Here is a 21,458-nt window from a genome sequence, read left to right on the forward strand (position 1 = left end):
CCCTTATAAGCCGGGCGGAACGTAGCCCGGAACATAGCGAACGTTAGCGCACTTGCCGTGCAGTATCCGCCCGTCTTCGATCAGGAACTGGGCGATCTTCTTCTGCTGATTGATCTTCGCCTGCAACTTGCAGGTAGAACTATTGCCGACCTGTTGGTAGTGCTCGGTGTACACCATGCCATTGCCGGTATGGGTCATCGAAGTGCCGGCTGCTTCGGTAGAGGTCCAGCTCGCGGACTTGTGCCAGGTCAGTACGGCCAAGGGTTCGCCGTTCGGGCCGGTTTCCTTTTTCATCGAATCAGGAGTGCCGAACAGGTCCAGTGCTTCCTGCATATCACGGCCTTCCCAGCGGCTTTGCGCGATAGTGGAACAGCCGCTCAAGAGCAATGCTGCCAGCAGGGTTGCCAGCCATAAACGTGTGTAAGTCATTGGATGCCTCGGCTTATTTCTTGAGTTCGAGCAGGCTGTCGATGTTGTCCATCATCTGGCTCTTTTGCTGGATCGGCGCGAGCTTGAAGAACATCTGCTGCAGCATCTCGATCATTTGCAGGTATTCCATCTTGCCGACGGCGGCCATGTCGTTTTTGGCGCGACTGCCAGGGGCACAGGCAAACTTCAGCGCTTGCTGGACCCAGAACTCTTTCGGGGTCTGCCATTGGTTGGCAACTTTCAGATGCCGCATGGTGTAGGCCAGACGCTCGATGGACTGGCCATTGATGAAACGCACCTTGCCCGTAGAGCATTGGGCTTCGAGGTTGTAGACGTCGATCATCGGTTTGCCGGGCTCTTCATACACCAGGGTCACTGCGACCATGGTCGCGCCTTTGGTTTTCTGCGAAGGCACCACCGACGTCGCATCGGCGACGTACATGATGTTTTTCTGGGGCACGCCGTTGCCGTAGATAATCCACCAGTCGCCAATCGGATTGGGCTCTTCGGCCATGGCCGAACTGGAGGCGGCCAATAGCGCAGCCGACAAGAAGATCAACTTCCTGAGCTTGAAGAAAGAGGTCATGGGCAGTTCCGTTCCTTGGGCACACGTTGCCAGGCAACAAGGCTGGTTATTGTTCAGGCGGCGATTTTGCGAGCCTGAACAACCAAGGGCAATTAGCACGGATGGGCTAATGGCGCGCAGCCATTGCGGGTCAGGTGCCGCGTGGTTTCGCCCGCGCCGTGGCTTCGGCGACCAAGGGATCGTCCGGCCAATAGTGCTTCGGATAACGTCCTTTCAGATCCTTTTTTACTTCGGCGTAAGTGCTGCGCCAGAAGTTGGCCAGGTCCTGCGTGACCTGCACCGGCCGCCGCGCTGGCGACAGCAGATGCAGCTTGACCTCTTGCCGGCCGCCGGCGATCCGTGGCGTATCGGCCAGACCAAACAGCTCCTGCAAACGCACCGCGAGAATCGGCGGATGTTCGCTGTAATCCAGACGAATCGATGAACCCGACGGCACGCTCAAATGATGCGGCGCCAGTTCGTCGAGTTTCTGTGGCAGCGGCCACGGCAGCAGATTACGCACGATGCTCGACAGGTCGAGGTTGGCGAAATGGCTGAGCCGCGAGACCTTGCCCAGATACGGCATCAGCCAGTCTTCCAGGGTATTCAACAATGCCGCATCGCTGACATCCGGCCATTGGCTGTCGTCCTGAGTGCTCAGATCGAGCTGGCGCAACAGCGCCACTCGCGCTTGCCATTGGCGCAGTTCCGGCGTCCACGGCAGCAACTCCAGACCCTTGCGCCGCACCAGATTGACCAGCGCCTGACTGCGCGCGTTTTCATCCAGACCGGTCAACGGTTCGCGGCTCAGAATCAGCTCGCCGACCTTGCGCTGGCGCTCGGCACGCAGCACGCCTTCGCGTTCATCCCAATCGAGTTGATCGACGCTGCGCACTTGCTCGGCGAGCACCGAATCGAACAGCGCCGGATCGAAATCCGCCGCCAGATAGATGCGTTCTTCGCGCTGGCCCTGGCGGCTGCCAAGGTCGGCGATGACGATCCACTCGTGCTTCATCAGGCTGTCGGCTTCAGCGAACAGCGCCGCGCGACCGTTGGCCAAACGGTATTCGGCCCCGCCGGCACGCCGTTGCTGGGCGACGCGATCCGGGTAGGCCAGCGCCAGCAGCGCGCCGAGCCAGCGCGGATGCTCGGGATCGTTTACCGGTTCGCTCGGCTTGCCGCGCAAGTAGCCGCGATACTGCCGAGCCAATTGCCGGGCGCGTTGCACCCCGCCCTGCGCCCCGCGACCGGCGCACTCTTCGCCAGAAAGCAGGACCAACCGGCTGTGCAGATCCGCGCCAGCGCCGCGCAGGATATCGCGCTCGCCGAGCAGCGCCGCCACATCGCAGGCCATCGCCGCCAGCCCCCATGCCTGACCACGCAACAGCAAATGCGCGATGCGCGGATGCGCCGGCAGCTCAGCCATGGCCTGGCCGTGGGCCGTCAGCGTGTCGCCGTGCAAGGCGCCGAGCCGTTGCAGCAGATCCTGCGCCTGGGCATACGCGGCGGCGGGCGGTATGTCGAGCCAGACCAGTTCGCCCGGGGTCACGCCCCAGCGCCCGAGTTGCAAAGCGAGGCTGGCCAGATCCGCCGAAAGAATTTCCGCGCTGCCATAAGCCGCCAGTTGTTCGTGCTGATCCTGCGACCACAGGCGATAGCACACGCCCGGCTCCAGTCGCCCGGCGCGGCCGGCACGCTGGGTGGCGCTGGCCTTGGAGATGCGTTGGGTGTCGAGGCGGGTCATGCCGCTGCCCGGATCGAAACGCGGCACCCGCGCCAGCCCGGCATCGATGACCACGCGCACGCCGTTGATGGTCAGGCTGGTCTCGGCGATGTTGGTTGCCAGCACTACTTTGCGCTGACCGGGCGGCGCCGGATCGATCGCCGCGCGTTGCGCATTGAGGTCGAGTTCGCCGTGCAACGGGCACAGCAGAACGTCTTTGCGCTCGCCGATTGCGTCGACCAGTTGCTGATGTACGCGACGGATCTCCGCCTGTCCCGGCAGGAACACCAACAGGCTGCCGGTCTCGTCGTGCAGCGCTTCGAGCACGGTCTGGGTAACGCGCTGGTCGATGTATTCACCCGGTTGGAACGGCCGGCCCCAGCGCATCGTCACCGGGTACATGCGCCCTTCACTGCGCAGGATCGGCGCGTCATCGAGCAAGCCGGCCAGGCGCTCGCCTTCGAGGGTGGCCGACATCAGCAGAATCTTCAGCGGTTGTTCAGCGCGAAACAGCTCGCGACCGTTCAGACTGAGCGCCAGCGCCAGATCGGCGTCGAGACTGCGTTCATGAAATTCGTCGAAGATCAGCAGGCCCACACCCTCCAGCGCCGGGTCGTCCTGCAAGCGCCGGGTGAGAATGCCTTCGGTGACCACTTCGATACGCGTCTTCGGGCCAACCTTGCTGTCGAGACGGATGCGATAGCCGACGGTTTCACCGACCTGCTCGCCGAGCTCGCTGGCCAAACGCTCCGCCGCCGCCCGCGCAGCCAGACGCCGAGGTTCGAGCATGACGATGGTCTGCCCGGCCAGCCAGGCTTCGTTGAGCAAGGCCAAAGGCACGCGGGTGGTTTTACCGGCGCCGGGCGGTGCTTCGAGCACGGCTTCGTGGCGTGACGCGAGGGCTTCACGCAGGGCGGGTAAAACATCGTCGATCGGCAAAGAAATCATGCTGGCTCCCAAACAGATCGACGAGTATAACGGCGAACTGCTAGCGGTTCGTCAGGGTCTTAACTTCACTCGACGAAGCTTCGTTCTTAGATGAATCAGGAGATTTTCTCATGCGCTTACCTTTTCGCCTGATCGGCGGTGTTCTGGTCGCCACCCTGCTCACGCAGCTCACTGCATGCGGTTCGATTTTCTACCCGGACCGGCGTGGCCAGATCGACGGCAAGATCGACCCGGCGATTGCCGTGCTCGACGCCGTCGGCCTGCTGTTCTACATCATTCCCGGGCTGATCGCGTTTGCCGTCGACTTCGCCACCGGGGCGATCTATTTCGAACCGGGCCACACCGCGCAGATCGATCCGGCCAAGCTCAAGCAAGCCATTGGCCCGGATGGACAGGTCGACAATCACAAGTTGCAGGCGATTCTGGAAAGCGAACTTGGCCGAGATTTTCCTCTGGATGATCCGCGCCTGATCCAGCACAAGGGCAGCACTCAGCAACTGGCGATGTTCGGCCTGCAACCCGCCGCTTGAATAAGGACGTTCAATGACCTCCAGCCCCGAACACGCCCGCCTGCTGCGGCTGGCGACCCGCGCCTCGGTGGCGGTCGCGTGCACGCTGATCGTCGCCAAGGCGATTGCCTGGTGGCTCAGCGGATCGGTGAGCATGCTCGCCGGCCTCACCGACTCGGCGCTGGATGGCGTCACTTCATTGCTCAATCTGCTGGCAGTGCATTACGCCTTGCGCCCGGCGGATGACGATCACCGCTATGGCCACGGCAAAGCCGAATCGTTGGCGGGCATGGCGCAGGCGTTGTTCATCGGTGGCAGCGCGGTGCTGATCGCGTTTCAGGCCTACGAGCGCTTGCAGAAACCAGAGCCGCTTGGCGCGCCGTGGCTGAGCATCGGTGTGATCGTGTTTTCCCTGCTGCTGACCGCCGCGCTGCTGATGTTGCAGCACCGGGTGATCAGGCAGACCGGCTCCAACGCCGTACGTGCCGACTCGCTGCATTACCGTTCAGACCTGCTGCTCAACGGCAGCATCCTCCTCGCGCTGGTGTTGGCCGGGATGGGTTTTGCGCAACTGGATGCGTGGTTTGGCCTGGGGATCGCTGCGTATATTTTCTGGAGCGCGATCCAGATCGCCCGGGAAAGTTTTTCGGTGCTGATGGACGAGGAACTGCCGACCGATGTCAGCCAGCGCATGCTCGAACTGGCCTGCAGCGTGCCGGGCGTGCTGGGTGCACATGACCTGCGCACGCGGATCTCGGGCAACCACTGGTTCGTGCAATTGCACCTGGAACTGCCGGGCGAACTGACCCTGTCAGTCGCCCATGGCATCAGCGATCAAGCAGCGGCGGCAATACACAAGGCTTATCCCAAAGCCGAGGTACTGGTCCACGCCGATCCTGTAAAAACAGCCACAAGCGACAAGCCTCTAGCTTCAAGCTCGTAGCTTGCAGCTTGCAGCTGTCCCTATCTGACCTGATAACCGCGACTGCTCAGGCAGTTGCCCTGCGCCTGGCGATAGGCCTGAACCACTTCGGGTGCCGGTTGGTAGGTCGCGGTGCGCGGGTCGAAACCGCTTTGCTGCACCGCGTACTGAGAGCACTGGTAACCGTCCTGCTGCACCTGCTGCGGTGACTGGCCGTTGGCCGGGTAGGCTTCGACGTCATAGCCCTGAGCTTGCTGTTGCGGCGGTTGCTGCAGCGGCGGCTCGACCACCACGTAATCCTGCGTCGCCTCTTGATAGGCGTAATACGAGCCGGCGGCGAGGAACAGCAGCGAGCCGCCGATCCACACTTCACGGGCGTAATCCGGCAAATACTGGATGCGGATCCCGCGCGGTGGTTGCACGACGATGTAGCGCGGGCCTTGCGGGCGATACCAGTAGCCGCCGGAATAGAAGTAATCCTGACCGCGATACGGCACGCGGTAATCACGATCCGGGAAACGGTCAATCACATGGCCCGGACGATATTGCGGGCCAGGCCCCCAGCCATTGCCATGACCGTTCGGCCGTCCCGGCCAGCGGTTGTCATCGGGACGCGGCTGCGTCTGCCATTGCTGATTGTGGTAACCGTTCTGCGGGCGCTCGTCGCGGTAGTAACCCTGACGCGGCTCCTGAGTCTGGTGCACGGCGTCGGGACGCGGCTGGATCGGCAGGTTGTTACCGGGCTGGCGAGGCGGTTGCGGACGCTCATCGGCACGGTTGCGGTTCTGCCATTGACTGTCATTGTTGTGCGGCTGGCCGTTGTGCTCGAACTGACGGCTGTTGTCGCCACGGATGATCCCGTCGTTCTGCGGCTCATCGGCCAGCGCTTGCGCACTGACACCCACACACAGCAAACCAACACCGGCCAGATGCCAGATGCGCGAATTCATGTTTTTCCTCACTGCGGGAGCCTGTCGTTGGCAGGGCTTGTTGTTGAGATTCGAAACAGCCCCACCGGGTTCTGCAACAGGTTATCAGTCGCGCGACTTATTTATTGAGGCGCCAAGATGAAATCGCAGGCAAGAAAAAAGGGAGACCCGTCGGCCTCCCTTCTGAGAACTTCGTCCTGGCTCGACGCTTTTGACGTCGGCTCACCTCACGCCGTCTTCTGGACAGTGTGCAGCTCGGGGGCCGGCACATCCCCGGTGGGGGTGGCGGCCGCGGCGGGCCTGATTGGGCGGGCCGCGTGGACTGTGTTACCGAGCAGTGATTCTGGTGATAAGAATAGTCCTGAAGCCGCGACAGAGGATTGCGAAAATTGCTCAATTAAACACTGCTTGCGCAATTTTTAACCCTGGATAGATAATCCGCCGCAATAGTTACGACCAAGGACAGATTGATGAGCAAACTCGACCGGTATGACCTGAGTATTTTGGCGGAATTGCAGCGCGACGCCCGTATCTCCAACCAGGAACTGGCCGAACGCATCGGTCTGTCGCCCTCGCCCTGCTCGCGCCGGGTCAAGCAGCTGGAAGACGATGGCTATATCTCGCGCCAGGTGGCGCTGCTCGATCGCAAGATGCTCGGCTTGAGCCTGACCGCGTATGTGCTGATCGGCATGGACCGGCACACGCCGGAACGTTTCGAGAATTTCGAAGCGGCAATCCGTACATTGCCGCAGGTGCTGGAATGCAGTCTGGTGACCGGAGTGGATGCCGACTACCAGTTGAAAGTGGTGGTGCCGGATATGGATCACTACCAGAAATTGCTGCTGGGGCATCTGACCCGGATCGAGGGGGTCACCAGCGTGCGGTCGAGTTTTGTGCTGAATCAGGTGCTCAACAGCACCGAACTGCCGCTGACTCATTTGCGCAGCTGATATCGCTTTCGCGAGCAGGCTCGCTCCCACAGGGGAATGCATTTCAACCTGTGGGAGCGAGCCTGCTCGCGAAGGGGCCGGCACAGGCGACGCAGATCAATGCCCCGCCATCCGCCCTTGGCGTATACTCGCCGCCGCCCTTTCAGCCCTGTCCGCGCCGGAGATCGCCAATGGATCCAGCACTGTTCGAAGAGTGGATGATGACCGGTCTGGTCAGCATCCTGATCATTTTCATGGGTTTCATCGTCTGGGATCTGGCGAAGAAGTCCAAGGCCGGGCGGTTCGGCTCGTTCATTCTGTTTTTCGTGCTGGGCCTGGGCGTGGCGGCGTTCATCATCAAGAGTGTGGTGATCGGCCTGATCGAATCCGGCGCCTTATAAGCGCGCCGGCACTTCCTGCCACTGGCCCTGATCGAGCCCTTCAATCGTCCAGTCGCCAATCCTGACCCGCACCAGCCGCAACGTCGGCAATCCGACCGCCGCCGTCATGCGCCGCACCTGACGGTTGCGCCCTTCGCGAATCACCAGTTCCAGCCACGAGGTCGGTATGGTCGCGCGAAAGCGTACCGGCGGATTGCGCGGCCACAACTGCGGCTCAGCCAGTTGCCGCGCCTCGGCAGGCAAGGTCATGCCGTCATTCAGCTCGACGCCATCGCGCAGGCGCTGCAACTGCTCGGCAGTCGGCTCGCCCTCCACCTGCACCCAATAAGTCTTCGCCAGTTTGTGTTTCGGATCGGCGATGCGCGCCTGCAACTGGCCGTCGTTGGTCAGCAGCAACAAACCTTCGCTGTCGCGATCCAGACGTCCGGCCGGGTAAATCCCCGGCACATCGATGTAATCCTTGAGTGTCGCCCGCCCTTCACCGTCGCTGAACTGCGTCAGCACATCGAAGGGTTTGTTGAACAGGATCAGTTTCGGCTCGGCCGGCGGCGCTTTGGCGACACGGCGTGGCGAGGACGATTGCGGTTTCACACCGGGACGGCGTGAAGGTGGACGTGGTGGACGGGACATGGCGGAAAGAACATCTAACGGTCAGGGCTGTTAATGCTAGTGCCCTGACCGCCAAATGACCACGACTAACCGTTAACGGAACGGCGGCTCGTCGAAGCTGCGCAGTTTGCGCGAGTGCAGCGAGTTGAGTTCGGTGCGCAGCAGGTCCACCGCTTCGATGCCGATTTTCAAATGCTGGCTGACCGCGCGTTCATAGAAGGCGTTGGCCGAGCCCGGCAGTTTGATTTCGCTGTGCAGCGGCTTGTCCGAAACACAGAGCAACGTGCCGTACGGCACCCGCAGGCGATAACCTTGCGCTGCAATCGTGCCGCTTTCCATGTCCACCGCTACTGCGCGGGACAGGTTGATCAGCGGCCGCTCCTGAGCCCAGCGCAATTCCCAGTTACGGTCGTCATAGGTCAGAACCGTGCCGGTGCGCAGGCGCTTCTTCAGATCGTCGCCCTTCTCGCCAGTGACATTCGCCGCTGCCTGTTGAAGCGCAAGCTGCACTTCGGCCAGTGCCGGGATGGGGATATTCGGCGGCACCACGCGGTCGAGAATGCCGTCGCGACGCATGTAAGCGTGCGCCAGCACATAGTCGCCGATGGTCTGCGACTGACGCAGGCCGCCGCAATGGCCGATCATCAGCCAGCAATGCGGGCGCAGCACGGCCAGGTGATCGGTGATGTTCTTGGCGTTGGACGGGCCGACACCGATGTTGACCAGCGTCACGCCGTGACCATCGCTGGCGATCAGGTGATAGGCGGGCATCTGGTAACGGTGCCAGACCACACCGGCGGCAATTGCCGAGGCTTCGCCGTGGTCCATGCTCTTCTCGATGATCACGTTGCCCGGCAGGACCATGCGCACGAAACGCGGGTCGCGGCGCAACTGCTCCAGACCATGAACGATGAACTGGTCGACGTAGCGGTGATAGTTGGTCAGCAGAATCCACGGCTGCACATGGCGCCAGTCGCTGCCGGTGTAATGCACCAGACGGCGCAGCGAGAAATCCACGCGCGCGGCGTCGAACAGTGCCAGTGGCAGCGGATCGGTGTTTTCCCAGTCGTAGAGACCGTCGGCAATGCCATCGGTAGCGGCGGACAGATCGGTACTCGGGAATACCCGCGCCAGCACCGCCGCAGTGACGCCGGAACCGGCCAGTTCATCGCCCTGTTCGACCACGTACGGATAAGGAATGTTCTGCTGGCTGACGCCGACTTCGACGGTCACGGTGAAGTCGTGCATCAATGGCGTCAGTTGTTCAAGCAGGTATTTGCGAAACGCCGCCGGGTGGGTGACGGTGACGCTGTAAGTGCCCGGCAACTGCACCTTGGCGTAAGCGCGGGTGGTCTGCGGCACTTCGCCCTGGCAGTGGTAGGTCAGACGCAGTTCGGGATAACGAAACAGAGCACGCTGTTCGGCGTCGGGCTCGACGCGGTCCTTGAGGTAACGCTTGAGGGCAGAATTCAGCGCAGTGGTGGCCCGCTCATGCAGCTCGGCCAGACGATCCACGGCTTGTTCGGCGGTTTGAACGACAATAAACGCTTCGGTCACGATCAGCTTCCTGTGTTCTGACTTGCAGAGCTTCATCTTGCCTGCATCGTGGACGCACGGGAACAGTGGCGTTGTGGCGACACTTAAATCTGCAGACCAATGATGTCCCCTGTGGGAGCGAGCCTGCTCGCGAATGCGGTGGATCATCCAATAAAGATGTCGACTGACACACCGCTTTCGCGAGCAGGCTCGCTCCCACAGGGGGAGATTTGAGGTGGGTCAGAAAAGCTGTGGAGTCGAGCGCGCGACGATCGCTTCAACGTCCAGCCCACGCGGCAACGCGCCATAGACGCGACCGCCACCGCTCAGACGGCTGGCAATGAACGCATCACTGACCGCCGAATTTCCGGCCTCCAGCAACAGTTTGGCCTGCAACCCAAGGGCAATGTCTTCGGTCAACTGCCGCGCTCGATACTGAATATCACTGGTGTCCTTGAACTGCGCCTGCAACTGCTGGATATGCGCGGCCAGACGCTTGTCGCCATGGCCGTCGCCCAGTTCGCTGAACAGCACATCCAGCACGCCCGGCTCCTTTGACAATGCGCGCAGCACATCCAGACATTGCACATTCCCCGAACCTTCCCACGTCGAATTCACCGGCGCTTCGCGGTACAGGCGCGGCAGGATGCTGTCTTCGACATAACCGGCGCCGCCCATGCATTCGGCGGCTTCGTTGATCATTCCCGGCGCGCGTTTGCAGATCCAGTATTTGCCCACCGCTGTCACCAGCCGCGCGAACTGTGCTTCGTGGCGATCATCCAGATGATCGAGCGCCTTGCCCATGCGCAGACTCAGCGCCAGCGCGGCTTCGCTCTCCAGGGCCAGATCGGCGAGTACGTTTTGCATCAGCGGCTGCTCGCTGAGCAATTTGCCGCCGACCTTGCGGTGCGCGCAGTGATGGCTGGCCTGGGTCAGCGCCTGGCGCATCAGCGAACTGGAACCGACCATGCAATCGAAACGGGTCATCGCCACCATCTCGATAATGGTCGGCACGCCGCGCCCTTCTTCGCCGATCATCCATGCCAGTGCGCCACGAAACTCCACTTCGCTGGAGGCGTTGGACTGGTTGCCGAGTTTGTTTTTCAGACGCTGGATGTAGAACTGATTGCGCGTGTCGTCCGGGCGATGGCGCGGCAGCAGGAAGCAGCTCAAGCCCTTGTCGGTTTGCGCCAATGTCAGGAAGGCGTCGCACATCGGCGCCGAGCAGAACCACTTGTGCCCGACCAGTTCATAGGCCTGACCCGGGCCGCTGGGGCCGACCGGATAGGCTTTGGTGGTGTTGGCGCGGACATCGGTGCCGCCCTGCTTCTCGGTCATCGCCATGCCGATGGTCACGCCGGCCTTGTGCGCCATGCCGACATTGCGCGGATCATATTCGGTGGCGAGGACTTTCGGCAGCCACTGTTCGGCCAGCTCCGGCTGCAAGCGCAGGGCCGGCACGCTGGCGAAGGTCATGGTCAGCGGGCAACCACTGCCGGCCTCGGCCTGGCTGTGCAGATAGGTCATCGAAGCGCGGGCGACATGCGCGCCGTCCTGCGGGTGTGCCCAAGGCAGCGAGGTCAGGCCATGTTCGACAGCCGTGCGCATCAGCTCGTGGTAAGCCGGGTGGAACTCGACCAGATCGATGCGATGGCCGTAGCGATCATGGCTGGCAAATAGCGGTTTGTTCTGGTTGGCGAGAAACCCCGCTTCCATCAACGGCCCGCCCGCCAGTGCGCCATAGGCATCGATGCGCGACTCGGCCCAACCGGCGCCAAAACGCCGCGACCACTCCTGTAACGGCAGATCGATGCGGTACAGGTTGGTGCCGTCCAGCGACGGTGGCTGATTGGTGACTTCGTGGGTTTCGGCGAACTGATGCAGGTTCATGACGGCGCTCCGTGTTCAGCAATGGCACCAGTTAAGCACTGGTGCTTTTTTGAACAAAGTGTCATAGGCGCCGTTTTTGCGGCGCTTTTACCCCATCAGCAACTGAGCACGCGGCGCTGCAAGGCAGCCTGCAGATCCTCGAATTTCACTGGTTTGTGCAGATAGTCGATAGGCGCGCCCGGGGCGCATTGTTCGAGATCCGCACCCAGCGCCAGCATGAACACTGGCAAATGCGCGCAGCCTGGCAATGCATGGATCTGGCAGCACAACGATGCGCCTTCGTGGCGGGGCAACTGGCAATCGATCAGCACCGCATCGAAACTTTCCCGTTGCAGGCAGTCCAGCGCGGCGGCGCCGTTATCAGCGCTGCGCACGCGGAAACCGAGCTTGAGCAACATGCCACGCATCACCAGTTGGTTGACGCTGTTGTCATCCACCAGCAGCACCGTGCAGTCCTGCGGCGCACGAATGCAATCGCGGGGCGGCTGATCCGCAGGCGCTTCGACCACCGGCAGTTCGAATTCGACATCGAGCTGGAAGCGGCTGCCGCGTCCCGGCTCGGAGCGATGGGTGAGTTTGCCGCCGAGCAATTCGACCAATTGCCGACAGATCGCCAGACCAACACCGAGGCCGCCGTATTCGCGAGTCATCGAACCATCGAGCTGGAAGAAACGCTGATACAGGGTTGCCTCGCCCAGATCAGTGAAACCGATACCGGTGTCGATCACCGCGAACGACAGCGCCATGCGCTCATCCGCCGACGGCCGACCGGTAACGCGCAACGCCAGGCCGCCGACGCGGGTGAACTTGATCGCATTGTCGAGCAGGCATTCCAGGCACTGCGCCAGTTTCGCGCTGTCGCCGAGCAAGCGATCCGGCAGGGTCGGCAGCACCTCGACCTTGAAGTCCAGCGACTTGCTCGCTGCATTACCTTCGAACTGCACGCGCAACGCCTCGACCACTGCGCGCAGGCTGAAACTGCCCGGCGTCGCCTTGAGCTTGCCGGCCTGCAATTCAGTGAGCGTGAGGATGCCATTGACCATGCGCATCATGTCGCGAGCAGAACCGGCGGCGGTCTGTTGATATTGCTCCAGCTCGGGATCGAGGTCGACCGTCTGCATCAGCTCCAGCGAACCGATCACGCCGTTCATCGGCGTGCGCAGTTCGTGGGTCAACGTCGCGAGGAATTCATCCTTGAGCTTGTTGCTGTGGGCCAGTTGCTGGTTGAGCACTTCGAGTTTCTGCCCGGCGTCGAACAAGGTCTGCGCCTGTTGTTCGCGCATGGCGTTGATGCGATCGGCCAGCGCCAGCGACAGCAGCGCCACCTCGATCGCCGAGCCGATCTGGCTGGCGTACATGGTCAGGAACACGTTGGGCAGCAATCCCAGCACCATCAGCGTATTGACGATGCCGCCGAGCAGGAATGCCGACCAGGCGATGATGAAGTAACGGGCCACGCGCAAGCCGCGCCACCAGGCAAGAATCCCGGCGGCAAAGATCACCACGGTGAAGGTCAGCGCCAGTGTGGTCGCCAGGCGCAGGGCCAGGGCGTAACTGGTCATCAGCGACAGGCCGATCACCAGCGCACTGAAGGCAATCAGGCCGATAAGCAAGCGATCCAGCCAGGGGCTGTGGGTCTTGGTCTGCAGGAAACTGCGGGCGAACTGGCTGCCGAACAGCCCGGCGCAACCGATGAAGAACGGCGTCGCGGCGTTGGCCCACCATGGGTTGTCCGGCCAGAAATACTCGACCGCCGCGCCATTCACCGACAACTGATAGAGGCCGAACGAGCCAATATAGAAGATGTAATAGAGGTAACTGGTGTCGCGCACGCTCAGGTAGATGAACAGGTTGTAGACCAGCATCCCCAGCAGCACGCCATAAATGATGCCGAGTACGTACAGGCGCACCGGTTGGTCTTCGAGGTACGCGGAGCTCGACCACAACGTCACCGGCGCCTGGATCGAGCCTTCGCTGGCCAGGCGCAGGTACAGCGTCTGCTGTTGATCCGGTTTGAAGGGAAGGTCGAACAGGTAGTTGTTCTGGCGGATCTCGCGACTCGCGAAAGGCAAGGCATCGCCGGTCTGGCGCACCAGTCGGTATGCACCGGTGGTGTCAGGCAAGTACAGGTCGAGGTGATCAAGCGGCGGATACGCCAGTTCCAGCAGCCAGGTGCGCTGGGCGGCCGGGTTGCTCGGGCGGTAATGCAGGTCGATCTTCAGCCAGAACGCCGAACGCGAGTAGCCGGCGTTGAGCGTGGCTTTGTCGTGGGCTTTGAACTGGCCGGCGGCGTCTTGCGCGCGGACGTCGGCAATCGTCGCCTGACCGCTCGGGTCTTCGAACACTTGCAGCGATCGGCCCAGTGGCAGGCTCTGGGTGAATTCGTCGAATTCGACAGCGCTCGCCATAAGGGGCAAGCAGAACAGCAACATCAGCAAATAGCGCATTGAAGCCCCAGCGTGGCTCGTCCGGTTGTGTCAGGAAGCCCCCCCATTCCCTTTGAGTAGACGTAAAACCGGTATTACCTGTGATTGTTTGGATCCAGCCTAGCATAGCCGTTGATGGCCATTGAGCACCATGGAAATTTTTCCTACAACAGCTCTAGAACGGGCGTTCCAGGGCAAAGCGCCGAGATAGAGCTGTTGGGTTGGTCAACTCGCGCCGACGGCCTCATTGATAGGTGACCAATTGTGGCGAGGGGATTTATCCCCGTTCGGCTGCGAAGCAGTCGCAAGTCCATCCAGCGAGGTGTGTCAGAAAGAACCGGATTGCAGGGTTTGGGGCCGCTTCGCAGCCCAGCGGGGCGGTGCGACGTTTCGCTAAATCCCCTCGCCACAGTTGTGGTTCATCTCATCACTGCAGTGTTGTCAGACAATCTGTTGCGGATCGCTGTCAGGACTGAACCCCAAAATCAGCTTTGGTGGTAAGCTCGCGCACCATGAATATCTACAGCTCCCGCCCCGTTGTCCTCTGTCTCTCCGGCCACGACCCCAGTGGTGGCGCCGGCTTGCAGGCAGATATCGAAGCCCTGCTCGCGCAGGGTTGCCATGCGGCTCCGGCCGTCACCGCCCTGACCGTGCAAGACACCGTCAACGTCACGGACTTCCGCGTCCTCGACCGTGAGTGGGTACTGGCCCAGGCCAACGCCGTGCTCAACGACTCCGAAGTCGCCGCAGTGAAACTGGGCATGCTCGGTTCGCTGGAGATGGTCGACACCGTGGTCGAACTGCTCTCGGCGCACCCGCACCTGCCAGTGGTCTGCGACCCGGTGCTGCGTGCCGGCGGCGGCGGACGCCTGGGCAAGGACGAGGTCGGCTACGCGATGCGCGAGCGTCTGCTGCCGCTGTCGATCATTGCCACGCCCAATCTTCCTGAAGCGCGCATCCTCGCCGAACTGCCCGAAGGCACGGCCGACGAGTGCGCGGAAAAACTCCTGCCATTCGTCAAAAACCTGCTGATTACCGGCGGCCATGGCGACGAAACTGAAATCCACAACCGCGTGTACAGCCGCGACGGCCTGCGCGAAACCTTTATCTGCCAGCGCCTGCCGGGCAGCTATCACGGCTCCGGTTGCACGTTGGCCAGCGCCCTCGCCGGTCGCCTGGCTCAGGGCGAACACCTGGCCAGTGCCGTGCGCAGTGCTCTGGATTACACCTGGCGGACCCTGCGCGATGCCGAACAACTGGGCAAAGGCCAGTTCGTGCCGCGTCGCCTGCCGCTGGATTTCTGCTCGTAACGTCGTGAGGTCTGCCCGATGAAACTACGTGGCCTGTATGCCATTACCGACAGCCAGTTGCTGGCCGGCAAGTTTCTGTCTTATGTGGAGGCGGCGCTCGACGGCGGCGTCACCCTGCTGCAATACCGCGACAAGAGCAGCGACGAGGCCCGCCGTCTGCGTGAGGCCGAAGCGCTGCGCAACTTGTGCGAGCGCTACAAGACGCAGCTGATCATCAACGATGACGCCGAGCTGGCCGCGCGCCTCAACGTCGGCGTGCACCTCGGCCAGACCGACGGCCCGCTGTCGCCGACCCGTGCCCTGCTCGGTTCGAAAGCCATCATCGGTTCGACCTGCCATGGGCAAATCGCTCTGGCCGAACAGGCTGCCAAAGAAGGCGCGAGTTACGTCGCCTTCGGCCGCTTCTTCAATTCCACCACCAAACCCGGTGCGCCGAGTTGCAGCCTCGACTTGCTCGACGAAGCCAAACGCACGCTGCACTTGCCGGTCTGCGCGATTGGCGGCATCACCCTCGATAACGCCGCGCCGCTGGTGGAGCACGGTGTCGATCTGCTCGCCGTGGTCCATGGCCTGTTCGGTGCTGACAGCAGCGCTGAAGTGACCCGCCGCGCCCGCGCCTTCAACGAACTTCTGAAAATCTGATTTGAGAGCCCGATCATGTCTCGTTCCGAAACCCTGTTTGCCAATGCTCAGAAACACATCCCCGGCGGCGTCAACTCGCCGGTGCGCGCGTTCAAGAGCGTCGGCGGCACCCCGCTGTTCTTCAAACACGCCGAAGGCGCTTACGTCACCGACGAAGATGACAAGCGTTATGTCGATTACGTGGGTTCGTGGGGCCCGATGATCCTCGGCCACAGCCATCCGGACGTGCTCGACGCGGTGCGCAATCAGTTGCAACACGGTCTGTCCTACGGCGCACCGACGTCGATGGAAACCGAGATGGCCGATCTGGTCTGCTCGCTGGTGCCGTCGATTGACATGGTGCGCATGGTCAGCTCCGGCACCGAAGCGACCATGAGTGCGATCCGTCTGGCCCGTGGTTACACCGGTCGCGACAGCATCATCAAGTTCGAAGGCTGCTACCACGGCCACTCCGACAGCCTGCTGGTCAAGGCCGGTTCCGGCGCTCTTACCCAAGGCGTACCGAGCTCGGCCGGCGTGCCGGCAGCGTTCGCCAAACACACCCTGACCCTGCCGTTCAACGACATCGACGCGGTAGAAGCGATGCTCGCCGAAGTGGGCGAAGAGGTGGCGTGCATCATCGTCGAGCCGGTGGCTGGCAACATGAACTGCGTGCCGCCAGCACCGGGCTTTCTCGAAGGCCTGCGTTCGCTGTGCGACAAGCACGGCGTGGTGCTGATTTTCGACGAAGTGATGACCGGTTTCCGCGTCGCCCTCGGCGGTGCACAGGCGCACTACGGCGTGACGCCGGACCTGACCACGTTCGGCAAGATCATCGGCGGCGGTATGCCGGTGGGCTGCTTCGGTGGCAAGCGCGAGATCATGCAGCGCATCGCCCCGCTCGGTCCGGTGTATCAGGCCGGTACGTTGTCGGGTAATCCGCTGGCGATGGCTGCCGGCCTGACGACCTTGCGTCTGATCAGCCGCCCGGGCTTCCACGCCGAACTGACCGACTACACCGCGCGCATGCTCGACGGTCTGCAGCAGCGCGCCGATGCCGCCGGCATTCCGTTCGTGACCACTCAGGCCGGCGGCATGTTCGGTCTGTACTTCAGCGGCGCCGACGACATCGTCACCTTCGACGACGTGATGGCCAGCGACGCAGCAATGTTCGGTCGCTTCTTCCACCTGATGCTGGAAGGTGGCGTGTACCTGGCGCCGAGCGCTTTCGAAGCCGGTTTCACCTCGATCGCCCACGGCGAAGCCGAGTTGCAACTGACGCTGGACGCTGCCGAGCGTGCCTTCGCTGCACTGAAATAATCGCCGTACCGCTGACGTTGGCTATGGCCAGCGTCAGCTTTCACCTACATCCGCTCGGTTTTTCCGACGCGTCTGCGAAAATCCTGCCCGAATCGGGCGATATATTCCCCAAGCAGCAGAAAAACGAGTAAAGACTTTGTAAGGATGGCCCTGCTTATTTCATAATGCGCGCTTATTGGATCCCTCGACGGGTCCGCGTGCCCTTCAGAGGTAAGTCGATTCCCATGAACCGCACCGGCCGCACCCTTGCATTGGGCTGCCTGTTGCTCCTTCAGCCCCTGCTCGCGCATGCACAAGCAGGCGGCAACTCGTTGTTGATCCCGGCGATGGGTCGTTGCACCCTCAATACTCAGCCGCAAGACGTCACGCAGGCACTGGCCGCCTGCCAGAAAGCGGCGGACGAAGGGGACGCGCAAGCGCAATACGAGTTGGGTGAGTTCTACTACGACGGCAAGAACGCGCCGCGCGACCTCAATCAAGCCCTGAGCTATTTCGAAAAGGCCTCGCTGCAAGGCCACGCCCAGGCGCAATTCAAGCTCGGCAGCATGTTCTTCCACGGTGAAGGCGTGCAGGCCAACAATATCCAGGCCTACATCGTGCTGAAGATGGCAGCGGTCAACGGTGCCGAAGAGGCGCTGGACACGGCCGACGAAGTCTCGGAAAAGATGTCCCGCGAAGATCTCGAAACCGCTACTCAGGTGCTCGGGCAGATTTTCCGCAAATACCTGATGGAACTGCAGAACGCCGATGGGCGTACGCCGTTTTCACCTCTTCCCTGATTTTTGCGCCGACCTTTCTGGCCTCTTCGCGAGCAGGCTCGCTCCCACAGAGAATCTTCTGAACACTGGAGATCTACTGTGGGAGCGAGCCTGCTCGCGAATGAGGGCGACGCGGTCCTGAAGCTTACTTCTCAGGCATCGGCATCGGAAACGGCATGACATTGCCGACCGCGCCCCGGGCCTCGCTGATTTTCGGCGTGCCCAGACGTTCCACTTCGTCGATGCGCACGATCGAATGCATCGGTACAAAGCTGCGCACCACGCCTTCGAACTGCGCCTTGAGCTTTTCTTCGCTCGGATCGACGACCATTTGCGTACGCTCGCCAAAGACGAATTCTTCAACTTCCAGGAAACCCCACAGATCACTTTGATAGATCTGCTTGGCGTACATTTCGAACACCTGGCCCTGGTTGAGGAAAATCACCTTGTAGATTGGAGCTTCGCGTTTGGTCATGGCGGGCGGATAACATCGGGGTAAAAATGAGGGCGCGAACTATAGCATAGCCACCGGACGCACAGCGGTAGGAACCTGACGGCTTGTTCCCTATAATGCGCGGTTCTTTGAATCACGTGACGACCCGAATCCATGGCCAAGAAGCTTTACATCGAAACCCACGGTTGCCAGATGAACGAGTACGACAGCTCGCGCATGGTCGATCTGCTGGGCGAACATCAGGCCCTGGAAGTCACCGCTCGCGCGGAAGACGCCGACGTGATTCTGCTCAATACCTGCTCGATCCGCGAACGCGCGCAAGACCGCGTGTATTCGCAGCTCGGCCGCTGGCGCGAACTGAAGCTGGCCAACCCGGACATGGTCATCGCTGTCGGCGGTTGCGTGGCAAGCCAGGAAGGCGCGGCGATCCGCGATCGCGCTCCCTACGTTGACGTGGTGTTCGGCCCGCAGACCCTGCACCGTCTGCCGGAAATGATCGATGCCGCACGCATTACCAAGCTGCCGCAAGTCGACGTCTCCTTCCCGGAAATCGAAAAATTCGACCACCTGCCGGAGCCGCGTATCGACGGCCCGAGTGCCTATGTGTCGGTGATGGAAGGTTGCAGCAAGTACTGCACGTTCTGCGTGGTGCCGTACACCCGTGGCGAAGAAGTCAGCCGGCCGTTCGACGACGTGATCGCGGAAATCATTCACCTTGCCGAACACGGCGTGCGTGAAGTGACCTTGCTCGGGCAGAACGTCAACGGCTATCGCGGCCAGACCCACGACGGTCGTCTGGCCGATCTGGCCGAGCTGATCCGCGTGGTCGCCGCTGTCGATGGCATCGACCGCATCCGCTACACCACCTCGCACCCGCTGGAGTTCTCCGACAGCCTGATCCAGGCCCACGCCGAAGTGCCGGAACTGGTCAAGCACCTGCACTTGCCGGTGCAGTCGGGTTCGGACCGGATTCTCGCGGCGATGAAGCGCAACCACACGGCGCTGGAGTACAAATCCAAACTGCGCAAACTGCGCGCCGCCGTACCGGGGATCTGCATCAGTTCGGACTTCATCGTCGGTTTCCCCGGCGAAACCGAGAAGGACTTCGAACAGACCATGAAGTTGATTGCCGATGTCGGCTTCGATTTCTCCTACTCGTTCGTCTATAGCCAGCGCCCGGGCACGCCCGCTGCCGATCTGGCCGATGACACGCCGGAAGAATTGAAGAAAGAACGTCTGAACGCGCTGCAGCATCGTTTGAATCAGCAGGGCTTCGAGATCAGCCGACAAATGGTCGGTTCGATCCAGCGCATTCTGGTGACCGATTATTCGAAGAAAGACCCGGGCGAGCTGCAGGGCCGTACCGAGAATAATCGTATCGTCAACTTCCGCTGCGACAATCCGACGTTGATTGGCCAGTTTGCCGACGTGCACATCGACGCCGCGCAACCGCACTCACTGCGTGGTTCGCTGATTCAATAACGCTGCATTTCTCCTGTGGGAGCGAGCCTGCTCGCGAAGGCGATCTGTCAGACAAATCAATGTTGAATGTGTCGCCGCCTTCGCGAGCAGGCTCGCTCCCACAGGTACAGCGTCAGAGGCATGAATCGGGCGGGCTCATTTAAGAGCTTTCGCACCCAGCCCACTGGCGTTATCCTTGATTTCATCCTAATTGCCCCAGGGCGGCTAAATACGACCTTGAACGCACCCATCGAACCACATCGTTTTCTCCTTGAGCCTTTTGAGGCTCGCCGCTTCGCCAATCTGTGCGGGCAATTCGACGAGCATTTGCGCTTGATCGAACAGCGCCTGGCCATCGAGATCCGCAATCGCGGAAACCAGTTCGAGTTGATTGGCGATCCAAAACTCACCACGTCCGCGGAAAACCTGCTGCGCCGCCTGTACCGGGAAACCAAGGGTACCGAGCTGTCGCCAGACCTGGTGCACCTGTTCATTCAGGAATCAGCAGATATCGACAACCCGGCCCCTGCCGAAGCGACCGTCGCCCTGCGCACCAAGAAAGGCATGATTCGCCCGCGCGGCTTGAATCAGCAGCGCTACGTGAAGGAAATCCTCGGCAACGACATCAACTTCGGCATCGGCCCGGCCGGTACTGGCAAGACCTACCTGGCCGTGGCCTGCGCGGTGGATGCGCTGGAGCGCGAGCAGATCCGCCGCATCCTGCTGGTGCGTCCGGCGGTCGAAGCGGGCGAAAAACTCGGCTTCCTGCCCGGCGACCTTTCACAGAAGATCGACCCGTACCTGCGCCCGCTCTACGACGCGCTGTACGAAATGCTCGGTTTCGAATACGTCGCCAAGCTGATCGAGAAACAGGTAATCGAAGTCGCGCCGCTGGCCTACATGCGCGGTCGTACGCTGAACAACAGCTTCATCATTCTCGACGAAAGCCAGAACACCACCGTCGAGCAGATGAAGATGTTCCTCACCCGCATCGGCTTCGGCTCCACCGCCGTGATCACCGGCGACATCACCCAGGTCGATCTGCCGCGCGGCACCAAGTCCGGCTTGCACCATGTGATCGAAGTGCTCAAAGACGTGCCGGGCATCAGCTTCACCCATTTCCAGCCCAAGGACGTCGTGCGCCACCCGTTGGTGCAGCGGATCGTCGAGGCCTACGAGCGCTTCGAGACCCGTGCCGAAGCTGCAAAGGAAGCCTCGCGCGATGCTTGAGCTGGATCTGCAAATCGCCACCGAGGCCAGCGCGCCGAGTGAAGCCGAGTTCCGTCAGTGGTGCGAACTGGCCCTGCGCCAGCGCAGCGCTGATTCGGAAATGACCATTCGTCTGGTCGACGAGGAAGAAGGCCGCGAGCTCAATCACACCTGGCGCCACAAGGACTACGCGACCAATGTGTTGTCGTTCCCGGCGGAAGTGCCTGACGAGTTTCTCGATATTCCGCTGCTCGGCGATCTGGTCATCTGCGTGGCCGTGGTCGAACGCGAAGCCGCCGAGCAGGGCAAGGAACTAAAGGCCCACTGGGCACATCTGGTCATTCACGGCTGCTTGCATCTGCTCGGTTACGACCATATAGATGACGACGAAGCCGAGGAAATGGAAGTACTGGAACGCGAGTTGCTTGCTGAACTGGGCTATCCCGATCCGTACGCGGATGACGAAACCGAACCAACCCCCATCGTTACAACAAAGGATTCAGAGTAAT

At 61.5% G+C, this 21,458-nt stretch carries 20 protein-coding genes; 11 read left to right on the top strand and 9 right to left on the bottom strand.

From position 1 onward, the window contains the following. Positions 1-3: 3 nt before the first annotated feature. The 3 genes from PS14A_RS21730 to hrpB form a co-directional block, all read right to left on the bottom strand. Positions 4-429 carry a hypothetical protein gene (locus PS14A_RS21730; RefSeq protein ID WP_212617197.1) on the bottom strand — a complete coding sequence of 142 codons (426 nt, stop codon included), beginning with the start codon at positions 427-429 and terminating at the stop codon, positions 4-6. A gap of 13 nt (positions 430-442) precedes the next feature. Continuing rightward, entirely contained in the window at positions 443-1,015 is a 573-nt protein-coding gene (locus PS14A_RS21735) for a hypothetical protein (protein WP_016773058.1), read from the bottom strand. 130 nt (positions 1,016-1,145) lie between these two features. Continuing rightward, positions 1,146-3,665: an ATP-dependent helicase HrpB gene (hrpB, locus tag PS14A_RS21740; protein ID WP_212617199.1), complete on the bottom strand. Its 2,520-nt coding sequence runs from the start codon at positions 3,663-3,665 to the stop codon at positions 1,146-1,148. 110 nt (positions 3,666-3,775) lie between these two features. Here hrpB and PS14A_RS21745 point away from each other — a divergent pair, with 110 nt between their 5' ends. Together PS14A_RS21745 and PS14A_RS21750 are read left to right on the top strand one after the other, a co-directional pair. Then, positions 3,776-4,195, top strand: coding sequence for a polyribonucleotide nucleotidyltransferase (locus PS14A_RS21745; RefSeq protein WP_212617201.1), 420 nt, complete (start codon positions 3,776-3,778; stop codon positions 4,193-4,195). 13 nt (positions 4,196-4,208) lie between these two features. Beyond that, positions 4,209-5,117 (top strand): cation diffusion facilitator family transporter, encoded by a 909-nt coding sequence (locus PS14A_RS21750; protein ID WP_212617202.1) that lies wholly within the window; start codon positions 4,209-4,211, stop codon positions 5,115-5,117. Between the two features lie 20 nt (positions 5,118-5,137). Here PS14A_RS21750 and PS14A_RS21755 read toward each other — a convergent pair whose 3' ends face one another. Then, positions 5,138-6,046 (bottom strand): DUF6515 family protein, encoded by a 909-nt coding sequence (locus PS14A_RS21755; RefSeq protein WP_212617203.1) that lies wholly within the window; start codon positions 6,044-6,046, stop codon positions 5,138-5,140. 449 nt (positions 6,047-6,495) lie between these two features. Here PS14A_RS21755 and PS14A_RS21760 point away from each other — a divergent pair, with 449 nt between their 5' ends. Continuing rightward, positions 6,496-6,975 (top strand): Lrp/AsnC family transcriptional regulator, encoded by a 480-nt coding sequence (locus PS14A_RS21760; RefSeq protein WP_007909658.1) that lies wholly within the window; start codon positions 6,496-6,498, stop codon positions 6,973-6,975. A 170-nt stretch (positions 6,976-7,145) separates the two neighbouring features. Continuing rightward, positions 7,146-7,355, top strand: coding sequence for a DUF2788 domain-containing protein (locus tag PS14A_RS21765; RefSeq protein ID WP_016773053.1), 210 nt, complete (start codon positions 7,146-7,148; stop codon positions 7,353-7,355). Here PS14A_RS21765 and PS14A_RS21770 read toward each other — a convergent pair. The 4 genes from PS14A_RS21770 to PS14A_RS21785 form a co-directional block, all read right to left on the bottom strand. After that, complete coding sequence (locus PS14A_RS21770; RefSeq protein ID WP_249121387.1) at positions 7,350-7,985, bottom strand: pseudouridine synthase; 636 nt, start codon at positions 7,983-7,985, stop codon at positions 7,350-7,352. The two genes, PS14A_RS21765 and PS14A_RS21770, sit on opposite strands and share 6 nt — an antisense overlap. 72 nt (positions 7,986-8,057) lie before the next feature. After that, positions 8,058-9,557 (bottom strand): AMP nucleosidase, encoded by a 1,500-nt coding sequence (gene amn / locus PS14A_RS21775; RefSeq protein WP_016773051.1) that lies wholly within the window; start codon positions 9,555-9,557, stop codon positions 8,058-8,060. A 183-nt stretch (positions 9,558-9,740) separates the two neighbouring features. Continuing rightward, complete coding sequence (locus PS14A_RS21780; protein WP_212617205.1) at positions 9,741-11,390, bottom strand: acyl-CoA dehydrogenase family protein; 1,650 nt, start codon at positions 11,388-11,390, stop codon at positions 9,741-9,743. Between the two features lie 95 nt (positions 11,391-11,485). After that, the gene (locus tag PS14A_RS21785; protein WP_212617207.1) at positions 11,486-13,837 is read right to left on the bottom strand and encodes a hybrid sensor histidine kinase/response regulator; all 2,352 of its coding nucleotides are present in this window, start codon (positions 13,835-13,837) and stop codon (positions 11,486-11,488) included. 491 nt (positions 13,838-14,328) lie between these two features. Here PS14A_RS21785 and PS14A_RS21790 point away from each other — a divergent pair, with 491 nt between their 5' ends. The 4 genes from PS14A_RS21790 to PS14A_RS21805 all read left to right on the top strand — a co-directional run bounded on the left by PS14A_RS21790 (position 14,329) and on the right by PS14A_RS21805 (position 17,846). Next, positions 14,329-15,126, top strand: coding sequence for a hydroxymethylpyrimidine/phosphomethylpyrimidine kinase (locus PS14A_RS21790; RefSeq protein ID WP_007909650.1), 798 nt, complete (start codon positions 14,329-14,331; stop codon positions 15,124-15,126). 18 nt (positions 15,127-15,144) lie between these two features. Next, on the top strand, positions 15,145-15,768 hold the full coding sequence (gene thiE, locus PS14A_RS21795; RefSeq protein WP_212617208.1) for a thiamine phosphate synthase: 624 nt from the start codon (positions 15,145-15,147) through the stop codon (positions 15,766-15,768). A gap of 15 nt (positions 15,769-15,783) precedes the next feature. Then, entirely contained in the window at positions 15,784-17,067 is a 1,284-nt protein-coding gene (gene hemL / locus PS14A_RS21800; RefSeq protein WP_076564267.1) for a glutamate-1-semialdehyde 2,1-aminomutase, read from the top strand. Between the two features lie 224 nt (positions 17,068-17,291). Continuing rightward, positions 17,292-17,846 carry a tetratricopeptide repeat protein gene (locus PS14A_RS21805; RefSeq protein ID WP_016773046.1) on the top strand — a complete coding sequence of 185 codons (555 nt, stop codon included), beginning with the start codon at positions 17,292-17,294 and terminating at the stop codon, positions 17,844-17,846. Between the two features lie 124 nt (positions 17,847-17,970). Here the strand turns inward: PS14A_RS21805 and PS14A_RS21810 are convergent, their stop codons facing one another. Beyond that, positions 17,971-18,300, bottom strand: coding sequence for a DUF1820 family protein (locus tag PS14A_RS21810; RefSeq protein WP_016773045.1), 330 nt, complete (start codon positions 18,298-18,300; stop codon positions 17,971-17,973). 132 nt (positions 18,301-18,432) lie between these two features. On the opposite strand from PS14A_RS21810, the gene miaB reads away from it, so the two are divergent. The 3 genes from miaB (at position 18,433) to ybeY (ending at position 21,457) form a co-directional block, all read left to right on the top strand. Further along, positions 18,433-19,761 carry a tRNA (N6-isopentenyl adenosine(37)-C2)-methylthiotransferase MiaB gene (miaB, locus tag PS14A_RS21815; RefSeq protein WP_130912137.1) on the top strand — a complete coding sequence of 443 codons (1,329 nt, stop codon included), beginning with the start codon at positions 18,433-18,435 and terminating at the stop codon, positions 19,759-19,761. A 216-nt stretch (positions 19,762-19,977) separates the two neighbouring features. Then, positions 19,978-20,970, top strand: a complete 993-nt coding sequence (locus PS14A_RS21820) for a PhoH family protein (RefSeq protein WP_016773043.1) — start codon at positions 19,978-19,980, stop codon at positions 20,968-20,970. Then, entirely contained in the window at positions 20,963-21,457 is a 495-nt protein-coding gene (gene ybeY, locus PS14A_RS21825) for an rRNA maturation RNase YbeY (protein WP_212617211.1), read from the top strand. The genes PS14A_RS21820 and ybeY overlap by 8 nt, the downstream gene beginning before the upstream one ends. The last annotated feature ends 1 nt before the right edge of the window (position 21,458 follow it).

It is taken from the genome of Pseudomonas sp. 14A, from assembly GCF_018132745.1.
Lineage (GTDB): Bacteria > Pseudomonadota > Gammaproteobacteria > Pseudomonadales > Pseudomonadaceae > Aquipseudomonas > Aquipseudomonas mercuritolerans.